The organism is Pseudomonas sp. MDT1-85 (assembly GCF_054898065.1).
This window is the reverse complement of record NZ_CM142715.1, coordinates 4321284-4338041: the sequence shown is the minus strand read 5'-3', so window position 1 is coordinate 4338041 and position 16758 is coordinate 4321284. Positions and strand designations below refer to the sequence as shown.

7 protein-coding genes and 4 pseudogenes are annotated in these 16758 nt (G+C 59.3%); 8 read left to right on the top strand and 3 right to left on the bottom strand.

What is annotated here, in order from left to right; all coding sequences use genetic code 11:
* Positions 1-7: 7 nt before the first annotated feature.
* Together ACYZT2_RS19665 and ACYZT2_RS19660 are read left to right on the top strand one after the other, a co-directional pair.
* Positions 8-418, top strand: coding sequence for a hypothetical protein (locus tag ACYZT2_RS19665; protein ID WP_461966585.1), 411 nt, complete (start codon positions 8-10; stop codon positions 416-418).
* Between the two features lie 360 nt (positions 419-778).
* Positions 779-988, top strand: a pseudogene (locus tag ACYZT2_RS19660) (hypothetical protein); the annotation flags it as partial.
* 895 nt (positions 989-1883) lie between these two features.
* Here the strand turns inward: ACYZT2_RS19660 and ACYZT2_RS19655 are convergent.
* Together ACYZT2_RS19655 and ACYZT2_RS19650 are read right to left on the bottom strand one after the other, a co-directional pair.
* Positions 1884-2686 (bottom strand): annotated as a pseudogene (locus ACYZT2_RS19655) (HlyD family secretion protein); the annotation flags it as partial.
* Positions 2687-2778: 92 nt separating this feature from the next.
* Complete coding sequence (locus tag ACYZT2_RS19650; RefSeq protein ID WP_461966583.1) at positions 2779-3543, bottom strand: AraC family transcriptional regulator; 765 nt, start codon at positions 3541-3543, stop codon at positions 2779-2781.
* 100 nt (positions 3544-3643) lie between these two features.
* Between ACYZT2_RS19650 and ACYZT2_RS19645 the strand changes: the two genes are divergently transcribed.
* The 4 genes and pseudogenes from ACYZT2_RS19645 to ACYZT2_RS19630 form a co-directional block, all read left to right on the top strand.
* Complete coding sequence (locus tag ACYZT2_RS19645; RefSeq protein WP_461973180.1) at positions 3644-4765, top strand: MFS transporter; 1122 nt, start codon at positions 3644-3646, stop codon at positions 4763-4765.
* Positions 4766-4886: 121 nt separating this feature from the next.
* A complete protein-coding gene (locus ACYZT2_RS19640; RefSeq protein ID WP_461966581.1) occupies positions 4887-6614 on the top strand; it encodes a ShlB/FhaC/HecB family hemolysin secretion/activation protein in 1728 nt (575 codons plus the stop codon).
* A 91-nt stretch (positions 6615-6705) separates the two neighbouring features.
* Positions 6706-11217, top strand: coding sequence for a hemagglutinin repeat-containing protein (locus ACYZT2_RS19635; protein ID WP_461966579.1), 4512 nt, complete (start codon positions 6706-6708; stop codon positions 11215-11217).
* Positions 11218-11555: 338 nt separating this feature from the next.
* Positions 11556-12335 (top strand): annotated as a pseudogene (locus ACYZT2_RS19630) (TolC family protein); the annotation flags it as partial.
* A 253-nt stretch (positions 12336-12588) separates the two neighbouring features.
* On the opposite strand, the gene ACYZT2_RS19625 reads toward ACYZT2_RS19630, so the two are convergent.
* Positions 12589-13647 carry an IS110 family RNA-guided transposase gene (locus ACYZT2_RS19625; RefSeq protein WP_461973063.1) on the bottom strand — a complete coding sequence of 353 codons (1059 nt, stop codon included), beginning with the start codon at positions 13645-13647 and terminating at the stop codon, positions 12589-12591.
* Between the two features lie 95 nt (positions 13648-13742).
* On the opposite strand from ACYZT2_RS19625, the pseudogene ACYZT2_RS19620 reads away from it, so the two are divergent.
* Together ACYZT2_RS19620 and ACYZT2_RS19615 are read left to right on the top strand one after the other, a co-directional pair.
* Positions 13743-14408, top strand: a pseudogene (locus tag ACYZT2_RS19620) (TolC family protein); the annotation flags it as partial.
* A 132-nt stretch (positions 14409-14540) separates the two neighbouring features.
* Positions 14541-16679 carry a type I secretion system permease/ATPase gene (locus tag ACYZT2_RS19615; protein ID WP_461966577.1) on the top strand — a complete coding sequence of 713 codons (2139 nt, stop codon included), beginning with the start codon at positions 14541-14543 and terminating at the stop codon, positions 16677-16679.
* The last annotated feature ends 79 nt before the right edge of the window (positions 16680-16758 follow it).

Below are 16758 nucleotides of genomic sequence, written 5' to 3'. Positions count from 1 at the left end.
GTGGAAAATGTTTATTGATCCAGATGATGGGCAACCATACCTCCCAACACCCGCATTTTTTTTGGCGGGAGTTGATATTTATGATCGTGAAGAAACGCTAGGGGAAGCGCTGGAGAAACTTGATCCTAATGACCCGATCGATAGAGAACAAATAATAATCAAATACTGTTTACCTACAAGAAAAACATACAGGCACAAATTTCTGATTTATAAATGTCTGAAGGACTCCCTTCAGGATGAAACATATGATTTTCAGTCGCTGCTAGCATATGACCCAGAAGCATATTCTTCATTTCCTGATGGATGGGACGAAATGGAAAATACCAGGGCTTTTTTTGAAGATGTTTTTCGGTTAGCAACCGTCGAGTGGAAAGACGATCTTCAGAAAGCCAGTCTTGAAGATCAAACCACTTGGTGAGTTGAACCTAGTGGTGTGGAAGCGAAATTTCCGGACAAGGTCGTCGGAAGTTTCCTTCAATTCGTAGCGGTTTCCATGAACTGGTGTGGAATGTTTTCCAACGATAGTCTCTGGTGGTCACTGAAAATTCAGTGGCAGGGTGTAGGAACCCTTCAAGACCGATGGGATGCTCATAGCGTCAATGCTTGGTTTGCGGCCGTTAACATGCGTCCGTAAGATCATTTGCGGCGGCTATGCGCGGGCACGCTTTGGCGTGGTCGAGTTTTCCCAAAGGTCTCGATATTCCTACCTCGCGCATAGCTGCCACCCTAGCCTGTAGGAAGGCTGATGGCAGTTCCTATTCTTCTTTGGGAGTTTCTAATGACAACACTTACACCCGATCCACCCTACGAAAAACCAATTCCCCACCCCAAAAACCGCTTCATGGCGCTCACCAGCAACTGCACCGACATGCCCACCCTGTTCGTCGATACCCACGCACCGTTGGATATTTTGACAGACGCGGCCAGCTACCGAATTCGTGCTGTCACCCAAGTGCTCGAGAACCTGTCCATGCGCGGCTCGGTCGAGAAATTAGATCGGTAAGTGTTGAGAGATATCATTTCATAAAAGGATGATTCTAATGCGTGCGTTAACTCAAATGGAAATCGAAGCAATCAGTGGTGCTGTCGGTCCGCCCGGTGCAGTGGCAGGAGCAGTCGTTGGTGTCGCTGGATATATTGGAATGCAAGCAGGGGGTGGGCAGCCAGCCACTTGGACTGGAGCTGCGAGCGCAGGCGTCGCGGGCGGAGTATTCGGATTCTTTACCCCGGCAACGACTGCTCAAGCAGCAGGCACGGCAATGGCGTCTTTCTACGGAGGGCTTGGCGGCGGTTATTTGATGCGATCTAACGGTCCAGATGGTGGTGCGGCGTAACCATTGACCCATTCGTTTTGATTTGGAGACTCCGCCGGGCTTGGAGCTGTGGAGTTCAAGCCAATTAAAGTTTAACTTATATCGCTCTTTGAAGAAGAGGTCCTATGTCGGATTTTTTATTTACTTTTTTATTGGCGATCTCAGTATGGGGGCTGACTCAACTGATTTTTTATTTTGCGGACAGGCTGTTTGATTCAAAATTGTCCAGGCCGGCGAAGGCAGTGATGTTCATACCTGTCGTCGCAATCAATATATTTATCAGTAGTTCGTTTATGGCGGCTGTACGTGATTTCTTTGCTTAAATCTGTGGCGTTCTACGCACAGAAGGTTAGTTTGTTGCCGAATTCCACTTTGACTGGCCGATTGTTATTAGTGACTTGTACCTGAATCCGCTCAATGGGCATTCGCTGACGGCGCAGCCGGTGGTTGTACTTTGCGCATCAAGAGCACCATCGCTGTGGCGAGGATGAAGCAGACCATGATCAACAAAAAAAAAGCATCGCCATAGGTTCGCGTCTACGCTTCGCGGTAGGGTCAGCAGCCACAGCACAGCTGATCTTCCTTGAAATTCGCATCGACCCATAGCCCGCTGGCCGGCACCACCGACAACAGTTGCGAACCGGCCTGGGCGTAAGCGCCAACCCGTGCCCGGCGATTGCCGATCACGCCGTCGATGGGGGCTTTCAAATCGGTGTAACCGAACTGCGCCAGATCACGCTCGGCCCGCGCCTGTATCAACGCGGCGCGCGCTTGCTGTTTTTGGGTTTCAATCACATTCAATTGGCGTTGCGCGGCCAGCAATTCGGCCTGAGCCCGGGCACTCTGCGCCTGTGCAGTCTTGAAAGTGGCGTCGGCCCGTTGTGCGCTTTCCACCGAGACGGCATTGCTGTTCACCAAGCGTTTGTAGCGAGCGGTTTCGGCACCGGCGGCATCGATGCCGGCGCGGGCCTGGCCGATCACCGCGTGTTGCAGTTGCTCGGTAGCGTCGAGGTTGGCGAGCAACGCTTCTTCGGCAGCTACCGCACCTTCGGATTGGCCAGATTGGCGCGATAGTCACGGGCGTCGAGCCGGATCAGCACATCCCCGGCCTTGACCTTCTGGTTGTCGGTGACCAGCACCTCTTCGATATTCCCCGCAACTTTCGGCCCGATCACGGTGATGTCGCCACCGATGTAGGCATCGTCGGTTTCCTCGATGAAACGGCCGGCGGTCCACCAATGGTTGGCGTACAGCCCGATAAACACCAGCGCCGCGATGACCGCCGTCAGCAAGAGCAGCCTTTTAAGCAGGCGAGGCCGGGGTGTGTTCACCGCGACAGCAAGGTCGGGGTCAAGGCTGGGCATGCTGGTCATGGAGAAATACCTGTGGGAAACGATGCTTTATTACGAATGTAATATGACGCAGGTAGTATTCGCTGGAGTTAATTTCTGCTGCCGGTCGTCGCTTATCTAAGCCACGCGCCAGGGGTGATGCCCGTCATGTCCTTGAAGAACGCGATGAACGCGCTGTCACTGGCAAATCCCAGTTCGAAGGCGCTGTAACTGAGGTTGCGCCCGGTGGCGAGTAATTCCATGGCGCGCATCAACCGCCACTGTTGGCGCCATTGCTGATAGCTCATTCCGGTTTCACGCTGGAAGATTCGGCTGATCGTCCGGCCGCTGGCTCCGATCTGTCTTTCCAGCACCTGCAGTTCCGGTGGCAGTTTTTCTGGCGTCGCGAGCAGCGGTATCAGGCGCTTGTCCCGAGGCAGAGGCAGCAACATCGGTTGTTGCGTGGCATCACGAATTTCGCTCAGGCACAGGCCCAACAGGTGGACGAACTTGCCCTGTTGCCAATCGGTGTCGAAGTCGGCTCCGGCGATCGGTTCCAGTACCACTCGCAGCAGCGGGCTGACTTCAATGACGCAAACCTGTTGCGGCAGTTCGGCGCATAACTCAGGTTTCAGGTAAATGGATCGATAGTCCACGCTCTGTTGCATCACGGCACGGTGAACGATACCCGGTGGAATCCATGCGGCGCGGGACGGCGGCAATAAGCACAACTGCTGGGCCAGCGTGATGCGCATGCACCCCTGACGCGTGAACAACAACTGCCCGCACGCATGTCGATGAAGCCCGGAATCGTGATCGCCCACAGTCGCGGCGATGCCGATAACCGGTGCCGGGGAGGTGTCGGGGTTGAATTGCGCATGTGCATCGAGCCAGGCCATAGTTGTCCGATTTCAACGATTGATTGTCAGGATTTTGATAATACGTCAGTCACGGCCTCTTAAACTCCTCGGCAGTTTTTTCTTGAAGAGTGAAATCGTGATGAATTCCAGAAGCCTGCTGGTCCTGGCGATCGCCTTGCTGATGTTCCCGCAAATCGCCCAAACCCTTTACAGCCCGGCGCTGGCGGATATCGGTCAAGTGTTTGCCGTTGGACCCGAAGCGGCGGCGCAAACGCTGTCGGTGTATTTCCTGGCCTTCGCGTTCGGCGTGGTGGTGTGGGGCCGGATGTGTGACCGTATTGGTCGTCGGCTTTCGATGCTCGCCGGGTTGGCGTTGTACGTCGGCGCGACAGTGATGGCGCTGAGCGCCAGTACCTTCAACGCCCTGCTGGAGGCTCAGGCACTGGCAGCGTTTGGCGCGGCAGTCGGCTCGGTAGTGACGCAAACCCTGCTGCGTGACCGCTTCAAGGGCGCGGAACTGGCGCAGGTGTTTTCGGTGATGGGGATCGCCCTTGCCGCGAGTCCGGCGATCGGCTTGTTCAGCGGTGCGACTCTGGTGCAAGCCTTTGGATATCGAGGTGTGCAGGGCTGTCTGTTGCTGCTGTCGCTGGGGTTGTTGCTGTGGTGTTTGCGCGCGTTACCGGAAACCCGACCGCAGCACCTGACCACCGCGAACCTGTTCGAGACGCTGTGGCGGATGCTGCAAGACCGCGATATCTGGCGTTCGACGCTATTGGTGGCGTTATTCAACATTGCTTTGTTCAGCTACTACAGCCTCGGCCCCTTCGTATTCGAACGACTGGGCTTGAGTGCGCAGTTGTTCGGTTACAGCGGAGTGATCCTCGCCTTGGGTTCCGGTCTTGGCGCCTGGCTCAACAAGCGCTTGCTCCATCGAGGGGTGAGGGGGCCGCGGTTGATTCGTCTTGCGGCGTTGTTGGCATTGCTGGGTGGCATCGGTGTATGGCTGATGCAGGACAGCGGTCTGTTCGTACTGGCGATGTTGCTGGTGGTACTGGCGTTCGGTATGGCAATCCCGAACATCCTCGGCTCGGCTTTGGTGAATTACGCTGATCGACTGGGCACTGCGGGTGCATTGTTTGGTTTGCTGTATTACCTGTTGATTGGCGGTGGGCTGATATTGGCAGCCTGGAGTCAGGCGTTGGGTGAAACCTTGATGGTGTGCGGCGCGCTGGCCTTGCTGTTGGCGAGGACAGAAAGCTGACCAATTGTTTAAGAAGTGTAAGTGCTGTAGGACATGTCTTGCATTTGCGTAGGAACGATCTGACTATCACGCGCATTGATGGAGTGGCATTAAGCCATTTGATGTGTCGCAAGGATGTTGAGTGCCGTATTCGTTTCGCGCTGTTCCTCGTCGCACTCCCACGGCTTGCACGCTGTGGTTGGCCTTGCTGCTGAGCCTGAGTGTTTCCTCGCTCAAGGCGGCCGAGCCCTCTGCTCCAGGCCAGGAGGTGTTGCGCCAACAACAGCAACAACAGCGCGACCTGCAACAACTGCAACTGGAACAGCGTCGCCGGCAACTGGAGCGCGGCAGTTTCGGTGCGGCGCCGGTCACGTCTGCCATTCCTGCGACGGTGCCCGCCGATAAGCGCTGCTGGCCCCTGAGTGGAACGCGCATTGGCGGTGTGACGCTGATCAGCAGCCAGACACTCAACGAACGAATCAAACCGCAGCTGTCGTCGTGCATGGGCGTCAGTCAGATCAATCATCTGCTGGCGACCATCACCGGTCTGTATGTCGAGGCGGGTTACATCGCCAGTCGGCCGTACCTGCGCAACGCGCCAGCGGCGAGGCAGTCGCTGGATATCGTGGTCGATGAAGGCTACGTCGAGTCCATCGAGCTGGCCGACCAGAGCTTGCCGGTGTCCCTCGGCGGGGCGTTCCCCGGAATGCTTGGCAAGCCGCTGAACCTGCGGGATCTGGAGCAAGGCCTGGATCAGTTGAACCGCCTGCGCTCCCTCGACCTGACCGCCGACATCGCTCCCGGCAGCCAGCCTGGCGCCTCGCGGATCATCCTTCGTTCGCGCACCAGCGGTCAGTCGCGCTGGGCCTTGGGCTTGGGCATGGACAACCTCGGCAGCGCCAGCACCGGACGGGATCGCGACACGCTGAGCTTGAGCCTGGACAGCCCGCTGGAACTCAACGACGCACTCAATCTGAACGTCAGCGACACTCTCAATCAGGGCGACCGCTACAGCCGCAACGCCAGCCTTTATTACGCCATTCCCTATGGTTACTGGACCTACAGCCTGTTTGCCAGCCACGCCGAATACCGCGCTCCGTTCAAACTCAGTACGCTGACATTTCACAGCACCGGCATCACCGACCAACTCAGCCTGCGCGCCGACCGAGTGCTGTGGCGCGATCAAAGCCGCCAGTTGAGCGCCAACCTGCAACTGGCCCACAAGGACGTCGACAGTTACCTGGAAAACATTCGTCTGGGCATCCAGAGCCCGACCCTGACCGTGGCCGAAGCCGGGCTGAACCTGTTCTGGCTCAACCGCGCGGTGTGGAACCTGGACATCAATTACGCCCAGGGCTTGCGCTGGCTCGGTGCGGACGACGATGCCCAACACCAGGTCAATAACTTGCCCAAGGCGCAGTTTCGCAAATACCGCGCCGGCCTCAGCCAGTGGCGCAACGGCCAGCTCGGTCAGCAAGCCTGGCAATGGCAGAGTCAGTTCAACGTGCAATACAGCCCCGATCCGCTGCCGGCCATCGAGCAATTGCTGGGCACCGACGATTCCGCGGTACGCGGCTATCGGGTCAGCAGTGCGTCCGGTGCCAGCGGCGCGATCTGGCGCAACACCCTGCGCCTGCCATTGCGCAGCGCTCTACCAGTGCAGATCACCCCACGTTTGGGCCTGGACAACGGCTGGATCAAGGCCGACCACGGGGCTCAAGGGCAACGCCTGAGTGGCGCCAGCACCGGGGTCAATTTGAGCTGGAAAAACCTGCAAGTCGACGTCGATTACCAACGCAGCCTCAACACGCCCAGCGGTTTGCAGCATGAGCCAGAGACCTGGCTGATGCGGGTGGGGTTGCAGATATGAACACCGACAAACAGCCGTCGGACCTGAGCGCCACAGCCACGGCCAACAACTCAGCGCGCAACGTGATGCCGCACTTACATGGAGAGTTTTTATGCCTGCACAAACCTTTGCGTTTCATCTTTCTCCACGGGGCAAACTGCGCTGGGCGATTGCCAGCCTGTTTCTTATCACTCACCTGCCAAGCGCCCTCGCGAGTGGCGTAGTGGTCGCACCAGGCCCCGGTGGCACCGCGCAATTGCAAACCCAGGGCGGCGTGCCGATCGTCAATATCGTTGCGCCTAACGGGTCCGGCCTTTCCCACAACCAGTTCCTGGACTACAACGTCGACCGTCAGGGTCTGGTGCTGAACAACGCGCTGCAGGCCGGGCAGTCGCAACTCGCCGGGCCACTGGCGGCCAACCCGCAATTCCAGGGGCAGGCCGCGAGCGTGATCCTCAATGAAGTGATCAGCCGCAACCCTTCGGCCCTCAACGGCGCTCAGGAAATCTTTGGTCGCGCCGCCGATTACGTGTTGGCCAACCCCAACGGGATTTCGGTGAACGGCGGCAGTTTCATCAACACCCCGAACGCCAATCTGGTGGTCGGGCGCCCCGAACTGAACGACGGCAAGCTGCAAGCCCTCAGCACCCGCGACGCTACCGGCTCCTTGCAGATTCAAGGCGCGGGCCTGCAAAACCGCGAAGGCTCGGTCAACCTGATCGCCCCACGCATCGACAGCCAGGGCCGCCTCAGCGCTCGGGATCAATTGAACCTCACCGTTGGCCGCAACCAGGTGGATTACGCCAGCGGCCAGGTTAAAACCGTCGACCCGGCCGGCAACACTCAAGACCAACGCATTGACGCCAGCCTGTTCGGCGCCATGCAGGCCGGCCGTATCAACATCGTCAGCACCGCCGAAGGCGCGGGCGTGCGGGTCGGTCCGGTGCAGGTCGACGGCCGTGACGGCGTGCAGATTCGTTCCGCCGGTGACCTGAGCATCAGCGGTCAGGCCGTTCCCGACAGCCTCGATGTGGTCCGTGCCGGCGTGCGCAGCAGTCAGGGCGATGTCGGCCTGCACAGCGGCAAGGATCTGCTGCTGGCCGCCGCCGATGTCAGTGGCCATGACGTCAAGGTCGACGCCAAACGCAACCTGACCTTGACCACCGTCGAAAGCCGCAAGCTTCAAGAGAAGCGCGAAAACTGGAGCAACAGCACCATCGGCATCACCTGGGAAACCTACGACCGGACCCAGATCGACAGCGACTCGCGCCAGCACGGCAGCCAGATTCTCGCTCGCCGTGACGCTCAGTTGTCGTCCGGTGGCAACACCGAACTCAAAGCGGCCAAGGTCGATGCCGCCAACACCCTCAACGTCCAGAGCGGTGGCGATCTGCGCCTGACAGCGGCCACCGAAACCCACACCCAAACCGATCAGGGCAATCACCGCAAACACTTGTGGAAAGCCATCTGGGACACCAGTAGTGAAGAGCAGCGCAGCATCACCACACAGTTGAAGGGCGGCAATATCGCCTTGGCCACGGCGGCATTGTTACGTGCCGAGGGCGCGGAGTTGAGCAGCAAGGGTGATATCCAGCTCGCCGGCAAGCAGGTCGAGATCACCAGCGCCAGCCGCACCCAGCGCAACAGCGACAACCGTTATTCCGGCGATCTGGTGGGCGGTGGCTTCTTCGGCAAGACCGGCGACGCGGATCAGGGCAAATCTCTGAATCAGGGCAGCAAGGTCAATGCTGGCGGCAAATTGATCGTCGAGGCCGACGATGTACGCATCAGCGGCAGTCAGGTGCGCGGCGGCAGCGAGGCCAGCGTGATCAGCGACAAAGGCTCGCTGGTCATCGATGGCGTGCAAGACACCTCCCATGCCAACAGCCACGACAAGGACAGCAAGTTTTTCGGCATCACCAAGGATGAAACCCGTCAGAACGCCAAGGACAGCACCACGGTGCGCAGCGAACTGATCTCCGACAGCAACCTCAAGCTCAAGAGCGCCAAAAACATCGAAGTGGCCGGCGCCACGGTCAAGGCCAATGGCACCCTCAGCGCCGAGGCGGCCGGGGACGTCAATGTGCATTCCGCGCATAACACCCATCAGTCCGGCAAAACCACCGAGAGCCGTGGCTTCGATGCCTATGCCAAGGAAAACGCCCCGGGTGCCGGCCAGTACCGCGTCGGCGTGCATTACGAAGACAAGCAGCAAACCGCGAGCAGCAACGATGTGAACCAGCAGGGCTCCAGCCTCAGCGGCGCTAACGTGCAGCTGACGGCGGGTGGTGATCTGACGATCAAAGGTGCCGAGGTCAAGGCGACGGCCGGCGACGCGACCTTGAGCGGTCAAAACGTGTCGCTGCTGGCCGAGCAGGACAGCCACAGCACCTCGACGGGCAAGCGCAGTACTGGTGGCGGTTTCTACTACACCGGCGGCCTGGATCGTGCCGGCAGCGGCGTCGATTTCACCCACAGCACCTCTCAAGACACCACCCGCAAAACCACCGCACAAACCACCAGCGTGCAGAGCAGCGGCAAACTGAACATCAACGCTGACAAGCTGATCACCGAAGGCGCGCAGGTAAACGCTGGCAAAGGTCTGAACGTGGTCGCCGGGGAAGTCGACAATCGGGCCGCGAGCAACAGCGACAGTCGCACTCACACCGAGAGCGACTGGTCGGCGGACATCGGTGCCAACGTCGAATACAAGGACATCGCCCGGCCGATCGCCAAAGCCGTCGAAGGCGTGCTGGACGGCAAGGTGCCGGACAAGGACGCACTCGCCAACCTCGGCCAGCCAAATGGCGGCATCGACGTGGCGGTCGGTCATCAGAGTGGCAGCCATACCGAGCAAACCGGCAACGTCGTGGTCAGCCAGTTCAACGGCAGCACGGTGGACGTGAAAGTCGCCGGCACGCTGCAGGACCAAGGCACGCGGTATCAGGCGGGCGCAGGCAAGGTAGACATCAGCGCCGACAACCTGGTGGCCACTGCCGCCGCCAACACCCACAGCAGCACCGATCAGGCGCTGGACGCCAAGGCTGACGTGCGGGTCTACACCAAAACCGGTGAGGATGTGAATGTCAGCGGCAGCGGTGCGGGCGGCAGCAGCCAGACGCGCAAAGACAATTCCACGGCGGTGGTCGGCGGCTATTCCGGCAACGACGGGGTGAACATCAACCTGCGCCACGACGGCCAGTTTGAAGGCAGCCAGTTCAACGGTGGGCAGGGCGGTGTGAGCATCAAGAGCGGTGGCGAACTGGCGCTGAATCAGGCCAATGACCGCCAGAGCAGTGACAGTTCCGGCCTACGGGGTAATGGCTCGCTGAACGTTGGCACTGCGCCAGCTACCAACGGCTCGAATGTTAATCTCGGCGTCGGTTTCCAGCTCGATCACACAGGCAATCAGACTCAGGACAGCCAGGCCCGAGTGGCGAGTATTGAGGGCAAAGGTCCGGTGCAATTGAGCAGCAACGGCAACCAGCTCCTGCAAGGAACGAAAGTCGATACCAGCGGCACCATCGACCTGAAGGCCGGCGGCAAACTCGATCTGCAAGCTGCCACCGACACTCACCGCGCCAGCGGCAGTAACCTCGGCGGTGGCCTCAATGTGGGTGGCAGCAAAACCAGCACCGAGAAAAGCGGTGATCAGGGCGGCAACCTGAGCGCGAACTTCAACATCGGCCGGGTCAATGAAAACAGCCAGACGCTGACCGGGGGCCACCTCAGCAGCCAGGACAAGATTCAGCTCAGCGCTGATTCGATCCACCTGCAAGGCACCCAGGTCAGCGCGCCAAACATCACCCTCGATGCGCAGAACGGCGGCATCTATCAGGATTCGGCCCAGTCCACTCAGAACCGCACGAACTGGAACGTCGCCCTGAATGCCGGCGGTAATCTGAGCAACAGCACACCGACCGCCGCTAACGAAAAGGACGTCGCCAAGACTGATCATGGCTTCAATGCCGGGGCCAAGGTGGGCGTGGATTACCTGCAAGGCACGACTCAGCAGAACAGCCAGATCAAGGCTCACAGTGTGGTGTTGAACAGCGCGGGCGATATGCATTTGGCCGGTGCGCGGATCGATGCCGCAACAGTCAGCGGCAAGGTTGGCGGCGATCTTGAAGTGGAAAGTCGTCAGGACAGCCAGACCATCGCCAAGGTCGATGTTGACCTCGGTTTGACCGGCAAGAAAGCAGCGCCCGCTGACAAGGACAAAGTGGCCGACAACGGTAAACCGGGCGGGACGGACTACGAACCGACCCTGAAACTGGACGTCGGTTATGCCCACAAGGACAGCGTCGGCCAAGCCTCCGGCATCAGCGGCACACAAGGGGTGAGCCTCAAGGTTGGCGGTGCAACGCAACTGACCGGCGCACAGATTGCTTCATCTGAGGGTCGCGTGGATTTAGGGGGCTCCAAGGTCAGCACCACCGACCTGAGCAACCGCGATCACGGCGTCAAGGCCGGTCTGGATCTGCCGGAGAAAGCGCAAACCGAGAGCAGCAAGCCGGACGGTTCCGCCGTCGGGGAGCACAGCGTCAAACTCGGCCCCGTGACCGTGGGTGGTCATTACGACAGCCAGACATTGCAAGCCGGCATCGAGGAGAAAAACATCTAAGCCACATCCCCTTGTGCAGGCTTGCTCGCGAAGTGGGCGTATCAGTCGACATTAATGTTGCCTGATACACCGCTTTCGCGAGCAAGCCCCACATTTTTGATCGCCGGCCGCACACAGATTTTGTATTCGCTGATCTTGGGTGTGACTCTCTGGATTGGGTAATGCGAATAAGAGTGTTATCGCCACTACCACGAGATCCAGCGCCTGCGAGCAGGACTTTTTCTGAGGTGATGGCCAGTGGCTATAGATCGGCCTTGTTGCTGTCCTGGGCTCGGCGTAGGATGCGCGCCCCGATCAGCCTGGCTGAATCGTTTTACTCGAATGCAACATGGATTGTTATGACTCTCTCCACCCGTTTTTTTACACCGCTGCTCACTCTTGCAATAGTAACGATCCCGGTTATTGCCGAGGCAAGTCCCGATCGCGCCGATTTGTTGGGGGTTTACCGTCAGGCGGTCGAGCACGATGCTCAGCTTTCTGCGGCGCGCCATGATTACCGGGCTCGACGCGAAAGTGTTCCGCAAGCCCAGGCCGGGTTACTGCCCACGCTCAATGCGGGGAGCACGGTGGAGTCGGTGCGCCTGCAACGTGATGAGCCCGGCCTGACACGCACCCGCAGCACCACGGTATTTCAGGCCAACCTCAACCAGCCGCTGTTTCGTGCCGATCGCTGGTTTCAACTCGAAGCCGCTCATGCCAGTACCGCACAGGCCGAACTTGAATTGGGTGCGAAAGAACAGGGGCTGGTGCTGACAACGGCTCAGGCCTACTTCGAAACCTTGCGTGCGCTGGATTTGTTGGCAGCCTCCAAAGCCGAGGAAGCGGCGCTCAAGCGGCAACAGCAACAGGCCCAGGCGCGTCTGGAGAATGGGGCATCGAGCATCACCGATGTGCTTGACGCCCAGGCCGCTTATGACAATGCCGGCGCCAATCGAAAGCTCGCCGAGCGCAAGGTCGATGATGCGTTTGAGGCGCTGTCTCGTTTGACGCGCCAGCAGTATTCGGCAATCGAGGGCATTCAACATCAACTACCCGTGGAGCTTCCGGCCCCCAACGATGCCAACGAATGGGTCAGCCGCGCGGTACGTCAGAACCTTGCATTGCAGGCCAGCAGCTATGTATGGACTCGCCCCCACTGTCTACCCGCTTTTGAAAAAACCGTCGCCCTGTTGCATCTATGTATTAGGCCTATTCGTGGAAGCCGTCTTCGGCTTCTGGCCAAAATTGGAAAAGCTCGTGGTATGCCGATTACAGTCAGGCCTCGAAGGCCAGTAGCAGCTTAGGCATCAATCCACGCCGGTCTTACCTGGGGTCAATTTTTCTTCAGCAAAGGGTCGGACAGTCAGTACCTCGGTGGCAGAACTCTGTCGCTCAGTGGCTCATCGTCGCTTGCTGGCCATCACCAGCGTGGCGACGATAAGTCTGGTCACTCTGTAGAAGCACCCAGACGATTCGCAGGTTGCGGTTGGCTAGCCTGATCGCAGCCTCCTTACGACCCAGCCGGCTCATCCAGCGCAACAAGCGGCGGTCATCGGGTTGCTGGGAATCAGGTCGTAGTTGTTGCAGCACCGCATGGGCTCCCTGGATCATCAGGCTGCGTAAATAAACATCACCTCGCTTGGTCATGTCCCCCAGCCGGACCGTCTGCCCGCTGCTGTGCTGGTCAGGCACCATGCCAAAGTACGCGGCAAACTTGCGGGCATTGGGAAATCGCTCAGGCTTGGTTTCCTTGGCCACCAGTGCCGTGGCAGTGACTGGGCCGATGCCGCGCACAGTCATCAGTCGCTTCGCCGTCATGTCGGCGCTGGCGGCCACTTCCAGGCGCCCCGTCAGCACGCTGATGCGTTCGCCCAAATGGCGCCACTCGGCCAACAGTTCGTCGATCAGTTCACGCAGCAGGCCCGGCACCGGCTGGGTGGCATCTTCCAGTACCCGCGGAATTTTCTGGCTGATCGCAACATCGCCCTGCGCCAAGGCCACGCCGTGCTCGAGCAGCAGGCCGCGCATCTGATTACTCACCGCCGTGCGTCGACGCACATAGCCTTGGCGGGCGCGATGCAACGCCTGCATTGCCAGCGCCGCAACGCTTTTGACCGGCACTGCGTAGATCTTTTCATCGCGACCAGCCCGCAGAATCGCCAGCGCATCGTTGCGATCATTTTTAGGCCCGCTGCGATGTGTGGCCACCAAACCGGCTGGAAGAATCCGCGCCAGATTGCCTTGGTCTTGCAACTGCCGGGCCCAAGCTTGAGCACCCGGACCGGTCTCCATCAGAACCACGACATGAGGCGGCAACTGGCGGAGAAACTCATAAAACGCCTCGCGCGACTTGATCCGCTGCTCGTAGTGCACCTGGCCGAGGACGTCTTCACCGGCGACCTGAAAGACCTGCTTGGCCAGATCGACCGCCACGGTTGTGCAGGCCGACAAATCGGAAGAAGACAGGGATTGATCAATCGAAGTATGCTTTTTCATGGACTCGCCCTCGCTGTCGTTGGCTGATTAGACTGCCACCGTGGCGCATTGACGCCTCGGCTTGGGCGAGTCCATCCAATTACGCGGTGATTGCTGCCGAGCAAACCAATCGCCAGCGCAAGGCCGGTTATGCACCGACCGTCGATGCGGTGGCGTCCTGGCGCAAGGGCGATAACGACAGCTTCGGTTACAGCAACCCCACCGACTTCGGGCGTAACGGCTATCGAGGAAATGTCGCGCAAGGCAGCATCGGCCTGGAGCTGAACATTCCGTTGTACGCCGGTGGCATGACTCGCTCGCAAGTGCGCGAAGCGACCGAACGTCTGGCCCAGAGCGAAGACGAGCGCGAAGACCGGCGCCGCGAAGTGGTGCAGAACACCCGCAATTTCTACCGCGCCGTCAATTCCGATATCGAGCAGGTCATTGCCCGCCGACAGACGATTCGCTCCGGCCAGGCTTCGGTCAAGGCCAACCAGGTGGGTCGTGATCTGGGCTCACGTAATACCGCCGATGTGCTCAACGCCCAACGCCAGTTGTATAGCGCCGTGCGTGAATACAACAACGCTCGTTACGACTACATCATCGATACGCTCAAACTCAAGCATGCGGCGGGGACGTTGAGCCCAACAGACCTGACCGATCTGGCGATGTACCTGACAAAGGACTACGACGCGGATCGGGATTTCCTGCCGCCGCAGGAGCGCAAGGCGTTCTGATCATCGATTCATACGCCTGAGTGAAATAAATCTCAGACAGTGATGTCGTATTGATACTAATTGTTTCAGATTTTATGTAACGTATTGAAATATCTGGAACTTATTGCCGCTAGGCGGCACGCATGGAAGCTTATGAGTGATCAAGGAAGGGGCGCCGAGTCGCCTGCGCCAGATACCGGCCTCGTGTGTCTGGTGATGCTGGCCCGGTTTCATTCGGTGGCGGCATCCGCCGAGCAACTGGCTCACGAATTCGCTCCGGCGAATCAGCCGTTCACGCAACGTGAACTGCTGCTCGCCGCACGCAAGCTGGGACTCAAGGCCAAATCGGTCAACACCACCATCCCCCGTCTGGACCGTACGCCGTTACCGGCGATTGCGGCGAATGTCGACGGCACATTTTTCATCATTGCCAAGCTGGACCAAGGGACGGCGCTGATTCAGGACCCGCGATCGGATCGTCCTGAAGTCATCACCTTCGAGGCCCTGGCGGCGCGCTGGACCGGTGAACTGTTGCTGGTCCGTTCCGAAGCCGGGTTGCCGGGTGAAACCTCGCGGTTCGACTTCACCTGGTTCATTCCCGCCATCGTCAAATACCGCAAGTTGCTGGGCGAAGTGCTGCTGGTGTCCTTTGCCTTGCAGCTGTTTGCGTTGGTGACGCCGTTGTTTTTCCAGGTGGTCATGGACAAAGTGCTGGTGCACCACGGACTGACCACCCTCGATGTCATCGCGGCGGGGTTGTTGGGCATCATGATCTTCGAGTCCGCCTTGAGCGGCTTGCGCAGCTACGTGTTTGCCCATACCGCGAGCCGCATCGACGTGGAGCTGGGGTCGCGGTTGTTCCGGCATTTGATCAACCTGCCTCTGGCGTATTTTCAGGCGCGTCGGGTCGGTGATTCGGTCGCCCGAGTGCGCGAACTGGAAAACATTCGCAGCTTCCTGACCGGCAACGCCATTACCTTGTTGCTGGATGTGCTGTTCTCTCTGGTGTTCATCCTGGTGATGTTTTACTACAGCGGTTGGCTGACCCTGATCGTGCTGCTGTCGTTGCCCTTGTACGTGTTGGTCTCGCTGTTTGTCACGCCGCTGCTGCGTGCCAGGTTGCAGGACAGTTTTACTCGCGGCGCGGAGAACCAGGCGTTTCTGGTAGAGACCGTGAACGGCATCGACACGGTGAAATCCATGGCTGTCGAGCCCCAGGCGATCCGTAAGTGGGATAACCAGATGGCGGCTTATGTCGCTGCCGGTTTCAAGACCCAGACCCTGTCTACCATCGCCAATGAAAGCGTGTCGTTGATCGGCAAACTGGTCACCGTGGCGACCCTCTGGCTGGGGGCTCGATTGGTGATCGACGGTCAGCTGTCGGTGGGCGAGCTGATTGCCTTCAACATGCTCGCCGGTCGCGTCAGCGGCCCGATCATGCGCCTGGCGCAGTTGTGGACCAGCTTCCAGCAAACGGGTGTCTCGGTGCAGCGCCTGGGCGATATCCTCAACACCCGCACCGAGCTTTCCCAAGCTACTCGCAGCGCGTTGCCCCCTCTCAAGGGGCAGATCGAATTCGACCAGGTACATTTCCGTTATCGCGCCGATGGCTCGGAAGTCTTGCGCGGGGTCAGCCTGCAGATCGCTGCCGGGGAGGTGATTGGTGTGGTGGGGCGTTCCGGCTCCGGCAAAAGCACGCTGACGCGCTTGCTCCAGCGCTTGTATGTGCCAGAGCGCGGACGGGTGCTGGTCGATGGCATGGACCTGGCACTGGCCGACGTTTCCTCCCTGCGTCGGCAAATCGGCGTGGTGTTGCAGGACAACATGCTGTTCAACCGCAGCATCCGCGAAAACATCGCCCTGAGCGATCCGGGCGCACCGCTCGAAGCGGTGATGCATGCCGCCACCATGGCTGGCGCTCATGAATTCATTCTGGAATTGCCCGAGGGCTACGACACCATGGTGGGGGAGCACGGCACCTCACTTTCCGGCGGCCAACGGCAACGGGTAGCCATCGCGCGCGCCTTGATCGGCAACCCACGGATCCTGATCTTCGATGAGGCCACCAGCGCCCTGGACTACGAGTCCGAACGGATCATCCAGCAGAACATGCAAAGCATCTGCGCAGGTCGCACGGTGATCATCATCGCTCACCGGTTGTCGGCGGTACGCGACGCCAATCGCATTCTGGTGGTCGATCGCGGGCAAATCGTTGAGCAGGGCAGCCATGCCGAATTGCTCACGCATCAGGCCGGCCACTATTCGCGTCTGCACCGTATGCAACAGGGCTGAGCAGCCCTTCAATCACTCGTCATTGGTTTGTCGACCGCGCCTGATATCGGGCGCGGCGGCACTCACTGTATTCCGGATT